18 protein-coding genes and 2 tRNA genes are annotated in these 21,959 nt (G+C 57.9%); 1 reads left to right on the plus strand and 19 read right to left on the minus strand.

Translation table 11 applies throughout. From position 1 onward, the window contains the following. Window positions 1-3: 3 nt before the first annotated feature. The 12 genes from rbfA to rlmE form a co-directional block, all read right to left on the minus strand. Window positions 4-405, minus strand: coding sequence for a 30S ribosome-binding factor RbfA (rbfA, locus tag KGB24_RS10445; protein ID WP_008024456.1), 402 nt, complete (start codon window positions 403-405; stop codon window positions 4-6). 159 nt (window positions 406-564) lie between these two features. Further along, window positions 565-3,093 (minus strand): translation initiation factor IF-2, encoded by a 2,529-nt coding sequence (infB, locus tag KGB24_RS10450; protein ID WP_008024457.1) that lies wholly within the window; start codon window positions 3,091-3,093, stop codon window positions 565-567. 27 nt (window positions 3,094-3,120) lie between these two features. Next, the gene (nusA, locus tag KGB24_RS10455) at window positions 3,121-4,602 is read right to left on the minus strand and encodes a transcription termination factor NusA (RefSeq protein ID WP_008024459.1); all 1,482 of its coding nucleotides are present in this window, start codon (window positions 4,600-4,602) and stop codon (window positions 3,121-3,123) included. A gap of 47 nt (window positions 4,603-4,649) precedes the next feature. Further along, on the minus strand, window positions 4,650-5,108 hold the full coding sequence (rimP, locus tag KGB24_RS10460; RefSeq protein WP_032828556.1) for a ribosome maturation factor RimP: 459 nt from the start codon (window positions 5,106-5,108) through the stop codon (window positions 4,650-4,652). A gap of 138 nt (window positions 5,109-5,246) precedes the next feature. After that, window positions 5,247-5,323 (minus strand) — tRNA-Met (locus KGB24_RS10465). A 96-nt stretch (window positions 5,324-5,419) separates the two neighbouring features. Next, window positions 5,420-5,505 (minus strand) — tRNA-Leu (locus KGB24_RS10470). Window positions 5,506-5,527: 22 nt separating this feature from the next. Next, window positions 5,528-5,911, minus strand: coding sequence for a preprotein translocase subunit SecG (gene secG / locus KGB24_RS10475; protein ID WP_017336473.1), 384 nt, complete (start codon window positions 5,909-5,911; stop codon window positions 5,528-5,530). A gap of 4 nt (window positions 5,912-5,915) precedes the next feature. Then, window positions 5,916-6,668, minus strand: coding sequence for a triose-phosphate isomerase (gene tpiA, locus KGB24_RS10480; RefSeq protein WP_223414117.1), 753 nt, complete (start codon window positions 6,666-6,668; stop codon window positions 5,916-5,918). Between the two features lie 66 nt (window positions 6,669-6,734). Continuing rightward, window positions 6,735-8,072, minus strand: a complete 1,338-nt coding sequence (glmM, locus tag KGB24_RS10485) for a phosphoglucosamine mutase (protein WP_223414118.1) — start codon at window positions 8,070-8,072, stop codon at window positions 6,735-6,737. 16 nt (window positions 8,073-8,088) lie between these two features. Beyond that, a complete protein-coding gene (gene folP / locus KGB24_RS10490) occupies window positions 8,089-8,940 on the minus strand; it encodes a dihydropteroate synthase (protein ID WP_223414119.1) in 852 nt (283 codons plus the stop codon). Between the two features lie 8 nt (window positions 8,941-8,948). Then, window positions 8,949-10,859 (minus strand): ATP-dependent zinc metalloprotease FtsH, encoded by a 1,911-nt coding sequence (ftsH, locus tag KGB24_RS10495; RefSeq protein WP_032828773.1) that lies wholly within the window; start codon window positions 10,857-10,859, stop codon window positions 8,949-8,951. A gap of 202 nt (window positions 10,860-11,061) precedes the next feature. After that, window positions 11,062-11,691 carry a 23S rRNA (uridine(2552)-2'-O)-methyltransferase RlmE gene (gene rlmE / locus KGB24_RS10500; RefSeq protein ID WP_008029769.1) on the minus strand — a complete coding sequence of 210 codons (630 nt, stop codon included), beginning with the start codon at window positions 11,689-11,691 and terminating at the stop codon, window positions 11,062-11,064. 101 nt (window positions 11,692-11,792) lie between these two features. Between rlmE and KGB24_RS10505 the strand changes: the two genes are divergently transcribed. Next, window positions 11,793-12,101: a YhbY family RNA-binding protein gene (locus KGB24_RS10505; RefSeq protein WP_007942889.1), complete on the plus strand. Its 309-nt coding sequence runs from the start codon at window positions 11,793-11,795 to the stop codon at window positions 12,099-12,101. A 9-nt stretch (window positions 12,102-12,110) separates the two neighbouring features. Here the strand turns inward: KGB24_RS10505 and KGB24_RS10510 are convergent, their stop codons facing one another. From KGB24_RS10510 to dnaK, 7 genes are all read right to left on the minus strand, one after another. Next, window positions 12,111-12,515 (minus strand): MFS transporter, encoded by a 405-nt coding sequence (locus KGB24_RS10510; protein ID WP_192227690.1) that lies wholly within the window; start codon window positions 12,513-12,515, stop codon window positions 12,111-12,113. Window positions 12,516-12,543: 28 nt separating this feature from the next. Then, complete coding sequence (gene greA, locus KGB24_RS10515; protein ID WP_008029775.1) at window positions 12,544-13,020, minus strand: transcription elongation factor GreA; 477 nt, start codon at window positions 13,018-13,020, stop codon at window positions 12,544-12,546. Beyond that, window positions 13,017-16,238 (minus strand): carbamoyl-phosphate synthase large subunit, encoded by a 3,222-nt coding sequence (gene carB / locus KGB24_RS10520; protein WP_223414120.1) that lies wholly within the window; start codon window positions 16,236-16,238, stop codon window positions 13,017-13,019. Before carB ends, greA begins: the two co-directional genes overlap by 4 nt. 118 nt (window positions 16,239-16,356) lie before the next feature. After that, window positions 16,357-17,493, minus strand: a complete 1,137-nt coding sequence (gene carA / locus KGB24_RS10525; RefSeq protein WP_008029779.1) for a glutamine-hydrolyzing carbamoyl-phosphate synthase small subunit — start codon at window positions 17,491-17,493, stop codon at window positions 16,357-16,359. A gap of 259 nt (window positions 17,494-17,752) precedes the next feature. Continuing rightward, window positions 17,753-18,559 (minus strand): 4-hydroxy-tetrahydrodipicolinate reductase, encoded by an 807-nt coding sequence (gene dapB, locus KGB24_RS10530; RefSeq protein ID WP_008036522.1) that lies wholly within the window; start codon window positions 18,557-18,559, stop codon window positions 17,753-17,755. Between the two features lie 9 nt (window positions 18,560-18,568). Then, complete coding sequence (gene dnaJ / locus KGB24_RS10535) at window positions 18,569-19,693, minus strand: molecular chaperone DnaJ (RefSeq protein WP_008029785.1); 1,125 nt, start codon at window positions 19,691-19,693, stop codon at window positions 18,569-18,571. 296 nt (window positions 19,694-19,989) lie between these two features. Then, window positions 19,990-21,906, minus strand: coding sequence for a molecular chaperone DnaK (dnaK, locus tag KGB24_RS10540; RefSeq protein ID WP_008029786.1), 1,917 nt, complete (start codon window positions 21,904-21,906; stop codon window positions 19,990-19,992). Between the last annotated feature and the right edge of the window lie 53 nt (window positions 21,907-21,959).

A 21,959-nucleotide genomic window follows, 5' to 3' on the forward strand; every position in this document is an offset into this window, starting at 1 on the left:
CGATTACTCCTTGGTGTCTTCGACTTCTGCCGCAACCGGGTGCTGATTGTCTTCAGCCACCGCACGCTCGATCAGGGCCGACAGGTGCGCACCACGCACGACGCTTTCGTCGTAGTGGAAGTGCAACTGCGGAACGCTGCGCAACTTCATTTCGCGGGCCAACTGCATGCGCAGGAAACCGGCGGCGGAGTTGAGCACCTTGATGCTTTGCGCGATATCTTCGGCGCTGTCCTGGCCCATCACGGTGATGAAAATCTTGGCGTGACCAACGTCACGACTAACTTCAACAGCGGTAATGGTGACCAGGCCTACGCGCGGATCTTTGACTTCACGACGGATCAGCTGTGCCAGCTCACGCTGCATCTGATCGCCGATACGCTGGGTACGGCTATATTCTTTTGCCATGTCTTGTTACCTGTTACTGCCTCACGGTGAAACCCGTGGGGTCTGAAAGCGGCAAACGCCCGGCCTGACAAAAGCCAGACCGGGCGTTGCGTTTAGAGTCCTGACGCTGTGCCGCGCATTTGCATGCAGCGGCCCATCGTGGCCCTTGAAGTGCGCGAGTTAGAGGCTGCGAGCAACCTGAACCTTCTCGAAGACTTCGATCTTGTCACCGACTTTGACGTCGTTGTAGCTCTTCACGCCGATACCGCATTCCATGCCGGCACGTACTTCGGAAGCGTCATCCTTGAAGCGGCGCAGGGATTCCAGCTCGCCTTCGAAGATAACGATGTCTTCACGCAGTACACGGATTGGACGGTTACGGTGAACAACACCTTCGATAACCATGCAACCGGCGATCGCGCCAAACTTCGGCGAACGGAACACGTCACGCACTTCGGCCACACCCAGGATGTTCTCGCGAACATCGCTGCCGAGCATACCGGTCAGGGCTTTCTTGACGTCTTCGATGATGTCGTAGATCACGTTGTAGTAACGCATATCCAGACCTTCCTGCTCGACGATCTTGCGAGCGCCAGCATCGGCACGCACGTTGAAGCCGAACAGTACAGCGTTGGAGGCCAGTGCCAGGTTGGCGTCGGACTCGGTGATACCACCGACACCGCCACCGACAACACGCACTTGCACTTCGTCGTTACCCAGGCCATTCAAGGCACCGTTCAACGCTTCCAGCGAACCACGGACGTCGGATTTTAGGACGATGTTGAGCGTCTTCTTCTCTTCCTGACCCATGTTCTCGAAGATGTTTTCAAGCTTGCCGGCGTGAGCACGGGCCAGCTTGACTTCGCGGAACTTGCCTTGACGGAACAGAGCCACTTCACGGGCTTTCTTCTCGTCGGCAACCACGCTCATCTCGTCGCCAGCATCCGGCGTACCGTCCAGGCCGAGGATCTCGACAGGGATGGAAGGACCGGCTTCTTTGATTGGCTTGCCGTTCTCGTCGAGCATGGCACGTACACGGCCATAGTTCGAACCGACCAGGACCATGTCGCCTTGGCGCAGGGTACCGTCTTGAACCAGAACGGTAGCAACCGGGCCACGACCTTTGTCGAGACGCGATTCAACCACAACGCCACGACCCGGAGCCGACGGAGTTGCTTTCAGTTCCAGAACTTCAGCTTGCAGCAGAACAGCTTCGAGCAACTCGTCCACGCCAGTACCGACTTTCGCCGAAACCGATACGAACGGGGTGTCGCCGCCCCACTCTTCCGAAGTCACGCCGTGAACCGACAGTTCGCTACGGATGCGATCGAGATCGGCGCCCGGCTTGTCGATTTTGTTCACAGCTACAACCAGCGGAACACCGGCAGCCTTGGCGTGCTGAACGGCTTCAACGGTCTGCGGCATCACGCCGTCGTCCGCTGCAACCACCAGGATCACGATGTCGGTCGCCTTGGCACCACGAGCACGCATGGCGGTAAACGCGGCGTGACCAGGGGTGTCGAGGAAGGTGACCATGCCGCGTTCGGTTTCAACGTGGTACGCGCCGATGTGCTGGGTGATACCGCCGGCTTCGCCAGCAGCAACCTTGGCACGACGGATGTAGTCGAGCAGCGAGGTCTTACCGTGGTCAACGTGGCCCATTACGGTCACGACCGGAGCACGGGAGAACGCTTCACCTTCAAACTTCAGGGACTCGGCCAGGGAATCTTCCAGGGCGGTGTCGCTGACCAGGGTCACTTTGTGGCCCAGCTCTTCGGCAACCAGTTGGGCAGTTTCCTGATCCAGTACCTGGTTGATGGTCGCTGGGGTACCCAGTTTGAACATGAACTTGATGATTTCAGCAGCCTTGACCGACATCTGCTGGGCAAGATCGCCAACAGTGATGGTCTCGCCGATCTTCACTTCGCGCACTACAGGGCCGGTTGGGCTCTGGAAACCGTGAGCGTTGCGTTTCTTCAGCTTGGCCTTGCCGCGACCACCACGACGGAAGCCATCGCTTTCTTCGTCGGTAGTACGTGGCGCAACACGTGGAGCAGGCGCTTTCTCTTTAACCGAAGCACGATGCGGAGCGTTTTTGCGCTCGCCATCGCCACTGCCACGACGATTGTTATCGTCGGCACGTGGTTTGTCCGGACGGCGCTGTTCGTTCTGCTTGTTGCGAACATCAGCAGACGGAGCTGGAGCAGCTGCAACCACCGGAGCGCTTTCACGCACTGGCTCGGCAACGGCAACCGGCGCTGCAACAGCGTCGTTGGTAGCGGTTTGCGCAGCAGCAGGCTGGCGACGCGCTTCTTCTTCGGCGCGACGCTTGGCTTCTTCTTCAGCCTTCTGACGAGCAGCATTTTCTACTGCGCGACGTTCGTCCAGTTCGCGTTTGCGCTCGGCTTCGATTTCTTCCGGGCTGCGCTGTACGAAAACTTTCTTTTTACGGACTTCAACACTGATGCTTTTGCTGCCAGCAACACGCAGGGTGCTGGTGGTTTTACGCTGCAGTGTGATCTTGCGTGGTTCTTCCACTTTCGCCTTGTGGCTGCTTTTCAAGTGAGTCAGCAAAGATTGCTTCTCACTGTCAGTCACATGTTCTTCGGCGGCGGTGTGCGGCAGACCTGCCTCACGCATCTGCTGCAACAGGCGCTCTACCGGTGTTTTGACCTCATCGGCCAGTTGTTTCACCGTGACTTGCGTCATGCACTTCTCTCCTCAGGCCGCGCCTAATTACTCGAACCAGTGGGCTCGGGCGGCCATGATCAACTTGCCGGCACGATCATCGTCAATGCCGTCGATGTCGAGCAGGTCGTCAATAGACTGCTCGGCCAGGTCTTCGCGGGTAATTACGCCGCGCACCGCCAGTTCCATCGCCAAATCCTTGTCCATACCCTCAAGCGAGAGCAGGTCTTCGGCCGGATGGGCGTCTGCCAGCTTTTCCTCAGTAGCGATGGCTTTGGTCAACAAACGATCCTTGGCACGAGCGCGAAGCTCGTTGACGGTTTCTTCGTCAAAGCCGTCGATGTTGAGCATTTCTTCCAACGGTACGTAGGCAATCTCTTCCAGGCTGGTGAAGCCTTCATCTACCAGCACCTGTGCCAGGTCTTCGTCGACTTCCAGCTCGTCGATGAAGTTGCGCAGGATGTCGCCGGTTTCTGCTTGCTGCTTAGCCTGGATGTCCGATTCGGTCATCACGTTCAGGGTCCAGCCAGTCAACTGGCTAGCCAGACGCACGTTCTGACCACCGCGACCGATGGCCTGAGCCAGATTGTCTGCGCCAACGGCGATGTCCATTGCATGGGCATCTTCGTCAACGATAATTGCCGCAACCTCAGCCGGGGACATGGCGTTGATTACGAACTGAGCCGGGTTGTCGTCCCACAGGACGATATCAACACGCTCACCGCCCAACTCACCCGACACTGCCTGGACGCGCGAACCGCGCATACCGATGCAAGCGCCCTGCGGGTCGATGCGTTTGTCCTTGGAGCGGACCGCGATCTTGGCGCGCGAACCCGGGTCACGGGAGGCAGCCATTACTTCGATCAGGCCTTCAGCGATTTCCGGCACTTCGATGCGGAACAACTCGATCAGCATTTCCGGCGCGGTACGCGACAGGATCAGCTGCGGGCCGCGGTTCTCGGTGCGGATTTCCTTGAGCAGCGCACGCAGACGCACGCCAACCCGGAAGGTTTCGCGAGAGATGATGTCTTCACGAGCCAGCAACGCTTCAGCGTTGTTGCCCAGGTCGACGATCACATTGTCGCGGGTCACTTTCTTCACGGTGCCGGAGATGATTTCCCCCAGGCGCTCGCGATAGGCGTCAACGACTTGAGCGCGCTCGGCTTCGCGAACTTTCTGCACGATGACTTGCTTGGCAGTCTGTGCAGCAATGCGGCCGAACTCGATGGATTCGATTTTTTCTTCGACTACATCACCAACCTGGGCACCAGGATGCGTTTCGGCAACCTTGCTCGGCCAGGTTTCGATGGCCGGATCGTCCAGGTCTGCTTCTTCGACAACCGTCCAGCGACGGAAGGTCTCGTAAGCACCGGTGTGGCGATTGATTTCCACACGCAGATCGACTTCGTCCTCGAAACGCTTTTTGGTAGCAGTGGCCAGAGCCAGCTCCAGCGCTTCAAAAATTACGTTTGCCGGTACGCCCTTTTCATTGGATACCGACTCAACAACCAGCAGTACTTCTTTGCTCATCGTACGCCTCGCCTTTCGCAAGCCATTGGATCCGCGGGATCCGCGTCTCAGTCAAAACTGGGAATAATGTTGGCCTTGTCGATCATATCGATCGGCAACAGGAACTCATGGTCTTCTACCTGCACCACGACATCCTGCTCTTCTACACCGCGCAGAAGGCCCTGAAAGTTGCGTCGCCCTTCAAAAGGCGAGCGCAGCCTGATCTTCACTTGTTCACCGGCAAATTTTGCAAACTGCTCAATAGTGAACAGCGGGCGTTCCATGCCAGGCGAGGAAACTTCAAGGGTGTACTCAACGGCGATTGGATCTTCAACATCCAGGACACCGCTGATCTGACGGCTGACGATGGCGCAATCGTCCACCAGCACGCCGCCTTCTTTATCAATATAAACGCGCAACATTGAGTGGCGACCTTGAGCCGAAAACTCAATACCCCAGCATTCATAGCCTAGGGCCACGACCACCGGGGCCAACAAGGCCTGCAACTCTTCTAGCTTGCTCGACACCTGAACCCCCTCGTGCATGTATGTGCATGCTATGCAAAATAAAAAAATGGGCGAAACGCCCATCCTTGAAACGCCGTCGAACAGCGGCGTAGAAAGTGTCCAGCTAACAAAAAGCCCCTTAAAAGGGGCTCCTTAAACTGGTTGCGGGGGCCGGATTTGAACCGACGACCTTCGGGTTATGAGCCCGACGAGCTACCAGACTGCTCCACCCCGCGACAAAGCTGGGGCGGAAGTATACGACCGATCCCTGACAGGGTCAATGTAACCTTCCACCTACAAGAAAGCCCGCAACAGCGGGCTCTCCTGATAATTGGTACCGAGAAGGGGACTCGAACCCCTACACCCTATGGGCACAACCACCTCAAGGTTGCGTGTCTACCAATTCCACCACCTCGGCAATACTACGTTTGAAACCCTTCTTACTTTTGCTCTTGAGCTGGAGGTACGTCAGTCGCTGGAGTAGCCGACTTTTGCTCTTGAAGCACCGGTACATCATCAGAAGCCGGTTGTTGCTTTGGAACTTCCAACACTGCTGGATTTGGCAAACCTACTTGAGTCAGCTGGTGAGCCTTCTCTTTAGCAAAGTAACCTAACCCTAAGCTGGTTATGAAGAAACCGGCGGCAAGTATAGCAGTAAACTTACTAAGAAAGGTAGAGGAACCTTGGCTTCCGAACACAGTATTTGAAGCACCTGCTCCGAAAGACGCGCCAGCATCCGCACCCTTACCCTGCTGCAGCAATACCAGAGCAACTACGCCCAATGCACCCAGCAGATGAAAAACGACTACGACTGTTTCCAGCATTTTTTCAGTTTCCCGCGGCGCGACAAATCGCACCGAACTCATCTGCATTCAGGGAAGCTCCACCAATGAGCCCCCCATCGATATCCGGCATGCCGAACAGTTCGACCGCATTGGCCGCCTTCACGCTGCCGCCGTATAGAAGCCGCACACCTTGTGCGACCTCAGAATTCTCTGCCGCCAACTGAGCGCGAATGGCTGCGTGCACATCCTGCGCCTGTTGCGGCGAAGCAGTCAGCCCGGTACCAATAGCCCAGACCGGCTCGTAAGCAATGACTGCATTTGCAAAAGCACCAACACCCAGCTCCTCAATGATACTGCCAAGCTGACGCCCGACAACCTCAAGAGTTTTCCCAGCTTCGCGTTGCTCCAGGGTCTCCCCTATACACAACACTGGAATCAAGCCACATGCCTGTGCCGCTGCGAACTTGCGAATCAGCATTCCGTCCTGCTCGCCCATTTGGCGGCGCTCGGAATGCCCGACAAGTACAAAGGTACAACCTGCATCCACCAACTGACTCGGTGCAACTTCGCCAGTCAAAGCGCCTTGCATGGATTCCACTGCAGAGTTCTGCGCGCCGACCGAAATCGACTTGCCTTTCAAACCTTCAATCACTTGATTGATATGCAGGAAAGGCGGGAATACCGCGACATCAACACCGCTCGGCAAGGCCAAATGACTCAGGCCGTTGATCAGCTCAGCGACGCTGGCGCGGGTACCGTGCATCTTCCAGTTACCAGCTACCATAGGGCGACGCATGCTGTACCTCGTCGGTCAAAGTGGGCGCAGATGTTACCCAACACAATCATGGCTGGCAAGCCGAATTCAGGCAGAAACTTCAGTAACCAGTTTTGCCAGCTCTTCGGCATAGCCGCGAACCTGTGTTTCGTCCTCGCCTTCGACCATGACACGCACCAACGGCTCGGTGCCGGACTTGCGCAACAGCACGCGCCCACGCCCAGCCATGGCCTTGGTAACGCGCTCGCTGGCCTCTTTGACCGACGGATGATCCAGCGGGCTCGCACCACCACCGAAACGCACGTTGATCAGCACCTGAGGACACTTGCGCAGCGACTGACGGGCTTGAGCCAGTCCCTCGGAGCGAGTCTGCAATGCCATCAGCACCTGCAACGCTGCAATGATCGCATCACCGGTGGTGGTGTGATTGAAGCAGACGATATGACCCGAGTTCTCACCACCGACCAGCCAATTGCGCTCCAGCAGATCCGCGATCACATAACGGTCGCCGACGTTGGCACGCACAAACGGAATCGACAGGTCTGCGAGGGCCAGTTCCAGACCCAGGTTACTCATCAATGTTCCGACCACACCGCCTTTCAGCAGATCACGCTCATGCAAGTCGCGGGCGATGATGAACAGCAGCTCGTCACCATCGACAACAGCACCCGTGTGATCGACCATCAGGACCCGGTCGCCATCACCATCAAACGCAATACCGAGATCAGCATGTTCGGCAAGAACGGCAGCCTGCAACTGACCCATATGGGTCGAACCGCAGTTGTCATTGATGTTCAAGCCGTTTGGCTGCGCTGAAAGCACGACAACGTCGGCGCCCAACTCGCGGAACACACTCGGCGCCACTTTGTAGGTCGCACCGTGAGCACAATCGATCACGATCTTCAGGCCCGTAAAGCTGGTGCCGGTCGGTACGCTGCTCTTGCAGAATTCGATATAACGACCCGAAGCATCGTTGATTCGCGACACTTTGCCGATTTTGCTCGACTCAACCACGGTCATCGGGGTGTCGAGCAACTCTTCGATCATATGCTCGATATCATCCGGCAGCTTGGTGCCCTTGCCGGAGAAAAACTTGATACCGTTGTCATCGTGAGGATTGTGCGAGGCACTGATCACGATGCCTGCTTCGGCATGGAAAGTACGCGTCAGGTAGGCAATGGCCGGCGTCGGCATCGGGCCCAGGAGCATCACGTCGGCACCCGCCGAAGTCAGCCCGGCCTCGAGCGCCGATTCGAACATGTATCCGGAGATCCGGGTGTCCTTGCCTACCAACACTTTGCAGGCGCCCATTTTGCGGAACGCCATGCCCGCAGCCCAGCCGAGCTTGAGCATGAATTCAGGGGTAATCGGGTACACGCCGACCCGACCACGAATACCGTCGGTGCCAAAATATTTCTTAGTCATAAGTGCTCCATCATTCTTATTCGGCTGATTCCACTGCGGCGATCATCCGCACCACATCGACGGTTTCGGCCACATCATGGACGCGCAATATACGCGCCCCCTTGAATGAAGCCAGCGCCGCGAGTGCCAAACCGCCATGCAGTCGTTCACCGACCGGGCGATTCAAGGCCTGACCTATCATGCTCTTTCGCGAAACCCCGACCAACAGGGGCCGCCCCAAGGTATGCAGGACTTCCATATGTTTGAACAAGCTCAGGTTGTGCTGCAAGGTTTTGGCGAAGCCGAAACCCGGATCCAGGATGATCCGCTCAGCCGGAATTCCGACTGACGCACACTGCGCCATGCGCGCGACAAGAAACTCGCCGACCTCTCGGGTGACATCCTCATAATGCGGATTGTCCTGCATATCGCCCGGCTCACCGAGCATATGCATCAGACAGACCGGCAGGCCAGTGGCGGCCGCCGCATCCAGAGCACCCTCTCGACGCAACGAACGAACGTCATTGATCAAACCCGCACCCAGCCGCGCCGCTTCACGCATGACAGCTGGTGTGGAGGTATCGACCGAGATAATCACATCCAGCTCGCGGTTGATGCGCTCGACGATCGGCGCTACGCGCTCCAGCTCTTCGAGCGGCGAAACCGCCCTGGCACCGGGCCGGGTCGACTCACCACCGACATCAATCAGCGTCGCGCCGGCCAGCACCATGGCTTCGGCGTGGCGCAAGGCCGCATCGAGCTGGCTGTATTGGCCGCCATCGGAAAAGGAATCAGGGGTGACATTGAGAATGCCCATGACATGCGTCTGGGCCAAATCAAGAACCCGGTTGCCGCAAGGCAACCGGGTTGAGGACTGAACAGAAGTCATTTCAAACCTTAAACGTCAGCAGCCGGACCGCCGATCGGTGTTTCCGGGCGCTCATCCTGTACCACCGGAGGCGTTCCGGAGGTACCGGTGCCGCCCGACCAGTCGCGAGGTTCGCGAGGCGTACGACCCGCCATGATGTCGTCGATCTGATCGGCATCGATCGTTTCGTACTTCATCAGGGCATCAGCCATGGCGTCGAGCTTGTCACGGTTATCAGTGAGGATCTGTTTGGCCGTGCCATAGCACTGGTCAATGATGCTGCGCACTTCGGAGTCGATCAGTTTGGCTGTCTCACCGGAGAAGCTTGCACTCTGACCACCGCCGCCGCGACCGAGGAACACTTCGCCCTCTTCTTCGGCGTACATCAACGGACCGAGTTTCTCCGACAGACCCCACTTGGTCACCATGTTCCGTGCAATCTGACTGGCACGCATGATGTCGTTGGATGCACCGGTGGTGACACCGTCAAAGCCCAAAGTCATCTCTTCAGCGATACGGCCGCCGTACAGCGAACAGATCTGGCTGATCAACGCACGCTTGGACAGGCTGTAGCGATCTTCTTCCGGCAGGAACATGGTCACACCCAGCGCACGACCGCGCGGGATGATCGACACTTTGTAGACCGGGTCATGCTCAGGCACGACGCGACCAACAATGGCATGGCCTGCTTCGTGATAGGCGGTGTTCTGCTTCTCTTTCTCGGACATGACCATGGATTTGCGCTCGGCGCCCATCATGATCTTGTCTTTCGCCAGTTCGAATTCTTTCATCTCGACGATGCGCTTGCCGGTGCGGGCAGCGAACAGCGACGCCTCGTTCACCAGGTTGGCAAGGTCGGCACCGGAGAAACCAGGCGTACCACGAGCGATCACGGCCGGAGCGACGTCGTCACCCATCGGCACTTTACGCATGTGGACCTTGAGAATTTGCTCGCGACCGCGGATATCCGGCAGCCCGACCACAACCTGACGGTCGAAACGGCCCGGACGCAGCAACGCCGGGTCCAGTACGTCCGGACGGTTGGTTGCGGCGATGACGATGATGCCGTCATTCATTTCAAAGCCGTCCATCTCTACCAGCAACTGGTTGAGAGTCTGCTCGCGCTCATCGTGACCACCACCCATGCCGGCGCCACGGTGGCGACCGACGGCGTCGATTTCATCGATGAAGATGATGCATGGCGCATGTTTTTTTGCTTGCTCGAACATGTCGCGAACACGGCTGGCACCGACACCGACGAACATTTCGACAAAGTCGGAACCGGAAATGGTGAAGAACGGCACCTTGGCTTCACCGGCAATTGCCTTGGCCAGCAAGGTTTTACCGGTACCCGGAGGACCGACCATCAGCACGCCGCGAGGAATGCGGCCGCCCAGACGCTGGAACTTGCCCGGATCGCGGAGGAATTCGACCAGCTCGCCGACTTCTTCCTTGGCTTCGTCGCAACCGGCAACGTCAGCCAGGGTAGTTTTCACCTGATCTTCGGAGAGCAGGCGCGCCTTGCTCTTGCCGAAGCTCATCGGCCCGCCCTTGCCTCCGGCACCGCCCTGCATCTGCCGCATGAAGAACATGAACACGGCGATGATCACCAGGATCGGGAAGCTCGCGACCAGCAGTTGAGTCCAGATGCTTTGCTGCTCAGGCTGCTTGCCTTCGACTACCACGTGGTTGTCCACGAGATCGCCGATCAGACCGTTGTCCTGGATCGCAGGACGAATGGTCTTGAAGCTGTCGCCATCGTTGCGCTTACCGGTAATCACATAGCCATCAACGGCTACGCGCTCGACCTTGCCATCCTTGACCTGCTGGATGAAGTCGGAATAGTTGAGGGTCTGCGGCTCGTTAGGGCTGGAGAAGTTGTTCATCACTGTCACCAGGACAGCCGCGATGATCAACCACAGGATCAGATTCTTTGCCATATCGTTCAATTAACTACCCTCTGAAGCAAGCGCCGCTAATGGCGCGCGCTTCGCATGATATTCACCGGCCTAACTTACTACATTACCTACAACACTGGCAGGCGCCGTCTGTAACCCTTTGTGAAACACTTCCTACACAATATTCGCTAATTCCCACAAGGCGAAATACGAAAAACCTATCGCCCCGCAAAAAAACCTCGATTTACTCACTACGGCCGCGGTAGCCCCAAGCCAGCATGTATTGCTCGCGGGAACTGCCACGGGAAGAGTCCGGCTTGATCATCTGGACCTTGTCGAATTTCTGACGAGCGTCCTTCACGTAAGCATCAAACCCTTCGCCCTGAAACACCTTGATCACGAAATTACCACCCGGCTTGAGTATCCGGGCAGCCAGATCAAGAGCCAGCTCACATAGAAACATGGCTTTGGGCATGTCCACCTCAGGCGTACCACTCATATTGGGGGCCATATCGGAAATCACAAGGTCCACCTGCGAATTACCGACGGCTTCAAGGATCTGAGCGAGCACTTTGTCCTCGGTGAAGTCACCCTGGATGAAAGTCACGTCCGGAATGCCGTCCATTTCCAGGATGTCCGAGGCGATCAGACGCCCCTGACCACCGATCAGCCGACTGGTGACCTGCGACCAGCCGCCGGGCGCAGCCCCCAGGTCGACAACGCTCATACCCGGACGGATCAGCTTGTATTTCTCCTGGACCTCCAGAAGCTTGTAACTCGCACGCGAGCGGTAACCATCCTTCTGCGCCTGCTTCACATAGGGATCGTTGACATGTCTTTTCAGCCAACCAAGGCTTGTCTTGGAACGCGCCATTGGGCACCTCGATGATAAGGGTCGTGATTAGTTGGGCGGATCCACGAACCCTCGGGTAAAATGGCCGCCATTTTACAGAATCCAGACGAAAGGGTCAGATTATGCCGCTCACTCAAGAGCAGAAGAAACAGTACAAATCCATTGGCCACCACCTGAAACCAGTTTTGATTGTGGCTGACAACGGTCTGACTGAAGGTGTGCTAGCCGAACTTGAACGCGCTTTGGCGGATCACGAGCTGATCAAGATCAAGCTCAACATCCTCGATCGCGAATCGCGCCTGGCGTCCATTGCAGAACTCTGCAAGGTCGGCAAAGCGGATCTGGTTCAAGTCATCGGCAAGATGGCACTGATTTACCGCAAGAACTTCAGCGTCAACAAGCAGCTGTCGAACGTCCATCGCTTCAAGTGATGGCAAGGGTCAAGGGTGTGCTTCGCGCACCCTGCCGCTCCATCCCGGTACCGGCTGCAAGACCAGCACCAGCCCGGAAAAGCCCAGAACAAGATAGCTGAACACTTGCCAACGCACTGCATCCGGCCAGCCGACACGCACCGCGAAAAACATCGCGCATGCATACAGCGCCATCATCAGCAGTTGCCCGCGAATATCGCGCCATAGACTGGCAAGGCCCTCGGCCTGAACCAGCACCAAAGCCTGAAAAATTACACACGCCGAGGCGAAACCCACCATCAGCGCATTCAGCATGCCTGCAATTTCTTCGATCAGCAGCGGCGCCAGGCCAATTTGGCCCAGCACCGGCAGCAGACCGATGTGTAACAGCCACAAGCCGCCGACCCACAACATCTGAGTCAGCTGCCAAAGCATGGCGCCCGCACGCAGCGGGCGCCTTCTTTCAGATGTGGCGGACTTCGACAATCTCGTACTCGATAACGCCACCCGGCGTTTTCACGGCAACCACATCACCCTCTTCCTTGGCAATCAAGGCGCGGGCCAATGGCGAACCTACCGAAATCTTGCCGAGTTTGAAGTCAGCCTCGTCCTCACCCACGATGTGGTAAGTGACGCGCTCATCAGTCTCGACGTTGGCGATTTCAACGGTGGTGCCGAAAATCACTTTGCCGGTGTGAGGAATGCTCGTGACGTCAATGATGACCTGATTCTGAATCCGGCCTTCGATGTCACGAATCCGCGCCTCGACCATACCTTGCTGCTCACGAGCTGCGTGGTATTCGGCGTTTTCCTTCAAGTCACCCAATTCCCGGGCCGTACCGATGTCCTGGCTGAGCTTCGGACGGACGACCTTGGTCAGGTGAGCGTGTTCTTCTTCCAGGGCTTTAGCGCCCTGGACGGTCATTGGGTACTTGATCATGCCTTCAATCCTGCGTGTAGATCCTGCAAGCGGCGTACGGTCTTCTCGGGACCGAACTTCAGCGCTTCGCAGATGGCTTCGCCAGCAGCAATGGTGGTGGTGCAGTAGATTTTGTGCTGCAAGGCATTACGACGAATGGAGTACGAGTCAGCAATCGACTGGCGACCTTCGGTGGTGTTGATGATCAGGGTGACTTCGTCATTCTTGATCATGTCGACCACGTGCGGACGACCTTCAGTCACCTTGTTCACACGGCGCACTTTCAGGCCTGCGGCTTCGATCAGCTTGGCAGTACCGGCAGTGGCAACCACTTCGAAGCCCAAGTTGATCAGATCACGGGCCACGCCTGCAACCAGTGGCTTGTCGTCGTCACGCACGCTGATGAACGCGGTACCGCCGGTCGGCAGCACTTCGCTGGCACCCATCTGAGCCTTGGCGAACGCTTCGCCGAAGGTGTCGCCCACGCCCATCACTTCACCGGTGGACTTCATCTCTGGGCCCAGGATCGGGTCCACGCCAGGGAATTTGGCGAACGGGAAGACCGCCTCTTTCACACTGTAGAAGTTCGGAATGATTTCTTTGGTGAAGCCGATTTCTTTCAGGGTTTTACCGGCCATGACGCGTGCCGCGATCATTGCCAGGGAAACACCGATGCACTTGGACACGAACGGTACGGTACGGGAAGCGCGCGGGTTGACTTCGATGACGTAGATGTCTTCGCCTTGCAGCGCCAACTGAACGTTCATCAGGCCGATAACGCCCAGTTCCAGGGCCATTTTCTTGACCTGTTCGCGCATCTCGTCCTGGATGTGCGCAGGCAGCGAGTACGGCGGCAGGGAGCATGCGGAGTCACCAGAGTGAACACCGGCCTGCTCGATGTGCTGCATGATCGCGCCGATCACCACGTCGGTGCCGTCGCAAACTGCATCCACGTCCATCTCGATGGCGCAGTTGAGGAAGTGGTCGAGCAGCACCGGGCTGTCGTTGGACACTTTCACTGCGTCACGCAGGTAGCGCTTGAGTTCTTCTTCTTCGTAGACGATTTCCATCGCACGACCGCCCAGTACGTAGGACGGACGAACCACCAGCGGGTAACCGATCTTGGCCGCGGCACGAATCGCTTCGTCTTCGCTGCGCACGGTGGCGTTTGGCGGCTGACGCAGGTTCAGACGCTCAACCATTTGCTGGAAGCGCTCACGGTCTTCGGCACGGTCGATGGCGTCAGGGCTGGTGCCGATGATCGGCACGCCGGCTTCTTCCAGGGCACGAGCCAGTTTCAGCGGAGTCTGGCCGCCGTACTGGACGATCACGCCTTTTGGCTTCTCGACCCGGCAGATTTCCAGTACGTCTTCCAGGGTCACTGGTTCGAAGTACAGGCGATCGGAGGTGTCGTAGTCGGTGGAAACGGTTTCCGGATTGCAGTTGACCATGATGGTCTCGTAACCGTCTTCGCGCAGGGCCAGTGCCGCGTGTACGCAGCAGTAGTCGAACTCGATGCCCTGGCCGATACGGTTTGGACCGCCGCCGAGGATCATGATCTTGTCGCGACCCGACGGCGCGGCTTCGCACTCTTCCTCGTAAGTCGAGTACATGTAGGCGGTGTCGGTGGCGAACTCGGCCGCGCAGGTGTCAACGCGCTTGTAGACCGGGAAGATCTCCAGCTTGTGACGGTGGCGACGCAAAGCTTTTTCGGTCACGCCCAGCAGCTTGGCCAGACGCATGTCCGAGAAGCCTTTGCGCTTGAGCTTGAACATCAGGTCGCGGTCGATGCTGGCCAGACCCAGGGTCTTGACCTTCTCTTCTTCCTTGATCAGATCTTCGATCTGTACCAGGAACCACGGGTCGATCATGTTCATGCCGAAGATGTCTTCGACCGACAGGCCGGCGCGGAAGGCGTCAGCCACGTACCAGATGCGCTCGGCGCCCGGCACGGTCAGTTCGCGCTTGAGGATGCTCATGCTTTCCGGGTTGCCCAGGTCGAGCTTCTCGTCCAGGCCGCAAACGCCCACTTCCAGGCCGCGCAGGGCTTTCTGCAGGGATTCCTGGAAGGTCCGGCCGATGGCCATGACTTCACCGACCGACTTCATTTGAGTGGTCAGGCGTGCGTCGGCTTTCGGGAATTTCTCGAAGGCGAAACGTGGCAGCTTGGTGACGACGTAGTCGATCGACGGCTCGAACGACGCCGGAGTAGCGCCCCCGGTGATTTCGTTCTGCAGCTCGTCCAGGGTATAGCCGATCGCCAACTTGGCAGCGATACGCGCAATCGGGAAACCGGTGGCTTTCGAGGCCAGGGCCGAGGAACGGGATACCCGCGGGTTCATCTCGATGACGACCATGCGGCCAGTGTCCGGGCAGATGCCGAACTGAACGTTGGAGCCGCCGGTTTCCACGCCGATCTCGCGCAGTACCGCCAGGGAGGCGTTACGCATGATCTGGTATTCCTTGTCCGTCAGGGTCTGTGCCGGCGCAACAGTGATCGAGTCACCGGTGTGCACGCCCATCGGGTCAAAGTTCTCAATGGAGCAGACGATGATGCAGTTGTCCTTCTTATCGCGGACAACCTCCATCTCGTATTCTTTCCAGCCGATCAGGGATTCGTCGATCAGCAGCTCTTTGGTCGGAGACAGGTCCAGACCACGGGCGCAGATTTCTTCGAACTCTTCACGGTTGTAAGCGATACCGCCGCCGGTGCCGCCCATGGTGAAGGACGGACGGATGATGCACGGGAAGCCCAGGCGCTCAAGAACGGCGTTGGCCTCTTCCATGCTGTGGGCGATACCCGAACGCGGGCAGTCCAGGCCGATGGATTTCATCGCCTTGTCGAAACGCGAACGGTCTTCAGCCTTGTCGATGGTGTCAGCGTTGGCGCCGATCATCTCTACGCCGAACTTCTCCAGAACGCCTTCGCGCTCCAGGTCCAGTGCGCAGTTCAGAGCGGTCTGGCCGCCCATGGTTGGCAGCAGCGCGTCCGGACGCTCTTTCTCGATGATCTTGGCAACGGTCTGCCATTTGATCGGTTCGATGTAGGTGGCGTCGGCCATGTCCGGGTCGGTCATGATGGTCGCTGGGTTGGAGTTCACCAGGATGACGCGGTAACCCTCTTCGCGCAGGGCTTTACAGGCCTGGGCGCCGGAGTAGTCGAATTCGCAGGCCTGGCCGATAACGATCGGGCCAGCGCCGAGAATCAGGATGCTTTTAATGTCTGTACGTTTTGGCATGGGTTTGTCACTCAAATCCGCAGGTCAGTCGGCAAGCCGTCTTGTTCAATCTTTGAAGCCTTGAGGGGGCCGCCGATGTCGGGACCGCCCTCAAGCTTTGCTGCATCAAGGCGAGCGATCAGCGTCGCTTGGCCATTTCGTTGATGAAGCGATCGAACAATGGCGCTACGTCGTTCGGGCCAGGGCTGGCTTCCGGGTGACCCTGGAAGCTGAAGGCGCTCTTGTCGGTACGCTCGATGCCTTGCAGGGTGCCGTCGAACAGCGATTTGTGAATCGCACGAACGTTGGCTGGCAAGGTCGCTTCGTCGACCGCAAAACCGTGGTTCTGGCTGGTGATCATCACCACGCCGCTGTCCAGATCCTGGACCGGGTGGTTGGCACCGTGGTGGCCGTGGCCCATTTTCAGGGTCTTGGCGCCGGAGGCCAGGGCCAGCAGTTGGTGACCGAGGCAGATGCCGAATACCGGAATCTCGGTTTCCAGCACATCCTTGATCGCCTGGATCGCGTAGTCGCAAGGCTCCGGATCGCCAGGGCCGTTGGACAGGAATACACCGTCCGGCTTCATCGCCAGCACGTCAGCGGCAGGCGTTTGCGCCGGCACCACGGTCACACGGCAACCGCGCTCGACCAGCATGCGCAGGATGTTGAGCTTGACGCCGTAGTCGTAGGCAACCACGTGGTACGGCAGCTCGGAAGCGTCGATGGTCGCGTGGCTGTCGGTTTTCAACTCCCAGACAGTCGAGCGCCACTCGTAGGTTTCCTTGGTGCTGACGACTTTCGCCAGGTCCATGCCTTTGAGGCCCGGAAAGCCTTGAGCCGCGGCGATGGCCGCTTCTTCGGAAATGTTGTCACCGGCCATGATGCAGCCGTTCTGCGCGCCTTTCTCACGCAGGATGCGCGTCAGGCGGCGGGTGTCGATACCGGCGATTGCCACAACGTTGTTGGCTTTCAGGTAGTCGGACAGGGACATCGTGTTACGCCAGTTGCTCGCAACCAGCGGCAGGTCACGGATGACCAGGCCAGCGGACCAGACGCGGTCGGACTCGGCGTCTTCCGGCGTGGTGCCGGTGTTGCCGATGTGCGGGTAAGTCAGGGTAACGATCTGTTGGGCGTAGGAAGGATCGGTAAGGATTTCCTGATAGCCGGTCATTGCGGTGTTAAACACCACCTCACCAACGGTTTGACCGTCGGCTCCAATGGCTTCGCCGCGAAAAATGCTGCCATCAGCAAGGGCGAGTATGGCTGGCTTAGTCAAGAAGACCTCCCGTAAATAAAGCCTGAAAGGGCGATCGCAGGTTGTAAAAAAGCGGAGTGACGTATGGACACGTCACCCCGCTTCTTCACTGAATTATTCTGCGCGCTTTTAGTGGACACACTAAAGCTGTAGCTTACAGAAAAAGGCTTTTTTGGTCTACCGCCAATGAGCCCTAAAGGCCGGAGAATGCGACAGGACGTCGCTTGGCGTAATAAAACCGGGCCCAAACGCAATGTTGGAACCCGGTTTCGGCTGCATCTTAACGCAGGTCGAGCACGTCTTGCATGTCGTAGAGGCCAGGCTCACGACTGTCCAGCCACAACGCCGCACGCACAGCGCCCTTGGCGAAGGTCATGCGACTGGACGCCTTATGCGTGATTTCCAGGCGCTCGCCCTCACAGGCGAACAGCACGGTGTGATCACCGACCACATCACCGCCGCGCACAGTGGCAAAACCGATCGTTTCACGCTCGCGCACACCGGTGTGGCCTTCACGCCCGTAGACCGCGACCTTCTGCAGGTCACGATCCAGCGCACTGGCAATCACTTCACCCATGCGCAGGGCCGTACCCGACGGTGCATCGATCTTGTGCCGATGATGAGCTTCGATGATTTCAATGTCAGCATCATCACCCAGCACGCGCGCAGCCATGTCGAGCAGCTTCAGCGACAGGTTCACGCCAACACTGAAGTTGGCCGCGAACACGATAGGAATGTCCTTGCCCGCCTCGGCCAGCAACTGCTTCTGCGCAGCGTCGAGCCCCGTCGTACCGATGACCATGGCTTTGCCCGCCTTGCGGCAGAACGCCAGGTTTTTCAGCATGACTTCGGGCAGCGTGAAATCGATCAACACATCGAATTCATCCGCGACCGCATCCAGATTACCGGACAACGGCACACCGATACGCCCCAGCGAAGCCAGCTCGCCAGCATCCACGCCAATCAGCGTGCTGCCGGGACGCACGATGGCGGCTGTCAGACCGGTCAGCGGTGCACGTTGCTGCACCGCTTCAACCAGGATCTTGCCCATGCGGCCAGCGGCGCCCATCACAGCTATACGTCGCATGCTCACTCCTTACAGATCGCCGAAGAAGCGCTTCACGCCTTCGAACCAACCGGTGGTTTTCGGCGAATGACTATTGTCGTCTGCCAGGGAGCTACGGAACTCTTCCAGCAATTCGCGCTGACGACGGCCCAGATTTACCGGGGTTTCCACGGCAACACGGCACATCAAGTCACCGGCACCGCCGCCACGCACAGGCGCAACGCCTTTGCCGCGAACACGGAACTGCTTGCCGGTCTGAGTCCCCTCAGGGATCTTCAGCTTGACCCGACCATCAAGGGTCGGAATCTCCAGCTCGCCACCTAGCGCCGCATCGACGAAACTGATCGGCACTTCGCAGAACAAGTGCTTGCCGTCACGCTGGAAGATCGCGTGCTCGCGCACGTTGATCACCACGTACAGATCGCCCGTCGGACCACCCTGAGCACCCGCCTCGCCTTCGCCGGACAGACGAATGCGGTCACCGGTGTCGACACCGGCCGGCACTTTCACGGAAAGGGTTTTGTATTCTTCAACGCGACCGTCACCGTTGCAGGAGTTGCACGGGTCGGAAATGATCTTGCCCTGGCCATGGCAGCGCGGGCAGGTCTGCTGCACCGAGAAGAAACCTTGCTGCATGCGGACCTGACCGATACCGCCGCACGTCGGGCAAGTGACTGGCGAAGAGCCTTTCTTGGCACCCGAGCCATCGCACGGCTTGCAGTTGACCAGTGTCGGAACGCGGATATTCACGGTGGTACCGCGTACCGCTTCTTCCAGATTCAGTTCCAGGGTGTAACGCAGGTCGCTGCCGCGCTGAGCGCCGCCACGAGCACCGCCGCGACCGCCACCGAAGAAGTCACTGAAGACATCGCCAAAGATGTCGGAGAAGTTCTGACCGCCAAACCCGGCACCGCCGCCGCCCATGCTTGGGTCGACACCGGCATGACCGTATTGGTCGTACGCCGCGCGCTTGCTGGAATCGGACAGCACTTCGTAGGCCTCGTTGGCCTCCTTGAACATCTCTTCCGACGCTTTGTCATCGGGATTACGGTCCGGGTGGTGCTTCATCGCCAAGCGACGGTAGGCCTTTTTCAGGTCCGCTTCGCTTGTGCCACGCTCAACACCCAATACTTCGTAATAGTCACGCTTTGCCATAAGTCTTTGCACTCTTAAGGACGTTCGGCAAACCTCTCCTGAGCCCTGCCGAACTCGTTGAGCCCCAATACAGGCCCGGACCCAACTCACGTCAATTCAACGATCCTGGTCTTTGATTCACTGCGGTACTTTCGGCTCGAAAAGCAGGAGCATTCCCGGCCATACCGCCAGCACACGAACTTGTCGCATGCTGTAAAAATTCGTGTACTCCAGACACGCCAACGCGGGAGCAGGCTCCCGCGCGGCGACATCCTACCAGTCACCGCCTAAAGGCAGTCAACCGGGCGACCAACAACTTACTTGTGGTCTTTGACTTCTTCGAACTCGGCATCGACAACGTCGTCGGCTTTTTCAGCTTTTTCGTCGTGCGGTGCTGCGCCTTCAGCAGGCTGAGCCTGTTCGGCATACATCTTCTGCGCCACTGGAGCGGAGACTTTCGACAGCTCTTCAACCTTGGCTTCGATTGCAGCTTTGTCGTCGCCTTTAACAGCGGCTTCCAGAGCAACAACAGCAGCTTCGATTGCAGTCTTCTCTTCAGCAGTCACTTTGTCGCCTGCTTCAGTGACCATTTTGCGAGTCGAGTGAACCAGTGCATCGCCCTGGTTGCGGGCAGTGGCCAGCTCTTCGAACTTGCGGTCTTCCTCGGAGTTCGCTTCAGCATCGCGAATCATTTTCTCGATCTCTTCATCGGACAAACCGGAGTTTGCCTTGATCACGATCGATTGAGCCTTGCCGGTGGCCTTGTCTTTGGCGCCTACGTGCAGGATGCCGTTGGCGTCGATGTCGAAGGTCACTTCGATTTGTGGCACGCCACGTGGTGCTGGTGGAATCTCGGCCAGGTCGAACTTGCCCAGGGACTTGTTCTGGGCGGCTTGCTTACGCTCGCCTTGCAGCACGTGGATGGTCACGGCGCCCTGGTTGTCGTCGGCAGTCGAGAACACTTGCGATTTCTTGGTAGGAATCGTGGTGTTTTTCTCGATCAGCGCGGTCATCACGCCACCCATGGTTTCGATACCCAGGGTCAGCGGGCTGACGTCCAGCAGCAGAACGTCTTTCACGTCACCGGCCAATACAGCGCCCTGGATAGCAGCACCCATGGCAACAGCTTCGTCCGGGTTCACGTCTTTACGTGCTTCTTTACCGAAGAACTCGGTCACCAGCTTCTGAACCAGTGGCATACGGGTCTGACCGCCTACCAGGATCACGTCGTTGATCGAGCCAACTTCGATGCCGGAGTCTTTCAGAGCGATGCGGCAAGGTTCGATGGTGCGTTGAACCAGGTCTTCAACCAGCGCTTCCAGCTTGGCGCGGGAAATTTTCACGTTCAAGTGCTTAGGACCGGTGGCGTCTGCAGTGATGTACGGCAGGTTCACGTCGGTCGACATGCTCGAAGACAGTTCGATCTTGGCTTTTTCAGCGGCTTCTTTCAGGCGCTGCATGGCCAGCGGGTCACCTTTGAGGTTCATGCCGCTTTCTTTCTTGAATTCGTCGACGAGGTAGTCGATCAGACGAATGTCAAAGTCTTCACCGCCCAGGAACGTGTCACCGTTGGTGGCCAATACTTCGAACTGGTGCTCGCCATCGACTTCAGCGATTTCGATCACGGAAACGTCGAAGGTACCGCCGCCCAAGTCGTAAACGATCACGGTGTGATCGCCTTTCGCCTTGTCCATACCGTAAGCCAGAGCGGCTGCGGTTGGTTCGTTGATGATACGTTTAACGTCCAGGCCCGCGATGCGGCCGGCGTCTTTGGTCGCCTGGCGCTGGCTGTCGTTGAAGTAGGCCGGAACGGTGATCACCGCTTCGGTCACTGGCTCGCCGAGGTAATCTTCGGCGGTCTTCTTCATTTTCTTCAGAATTTCAGCCGAGATCTGTGGCGGCGACATTTTCTGGCCGTTCACTTCAACCCAAGCGTCGCCGTTGTCAGCCTTGGCGATTTTGTAAGGGACCATCTTGATGTCTTTCTGCACGACTTCTTCGTCGAACTTACGACCGATCAGACGCTTCACCGCATACAGGGTGTTGTGCGGATTGGTCACAGCCTGACGCTTGGCCGACTGACCAACGAGGATTTCGCCGTCGTTGGCGTAAGCGATGATCGACGGCGTGGTACGCGCGCCTTCAGCGTTTTCAATAACTTTGGCTACGCCGTTTTCAAGCACGGAGACGCAGGAGTTGGTAGTCCCCAGGTCGATACCGATAATTTTGCCCATGTTCACTCTCCCGAAACTTTGGATTTGGTTGCCGCAGCAGTGGTGGCTAACTG

The sequence above is a fragment of the Pseudomonas sp. BF-RE-25 genome, from assembly GCF_019956105.1.
Taxonomy (GTDB): Bacteria; Pseudomonadota; Gammaproteobacteria; order Pseudomonadales; family Pseudomonadaceae; genus Aquipseudomonas; species Aquipseudomonas migulae.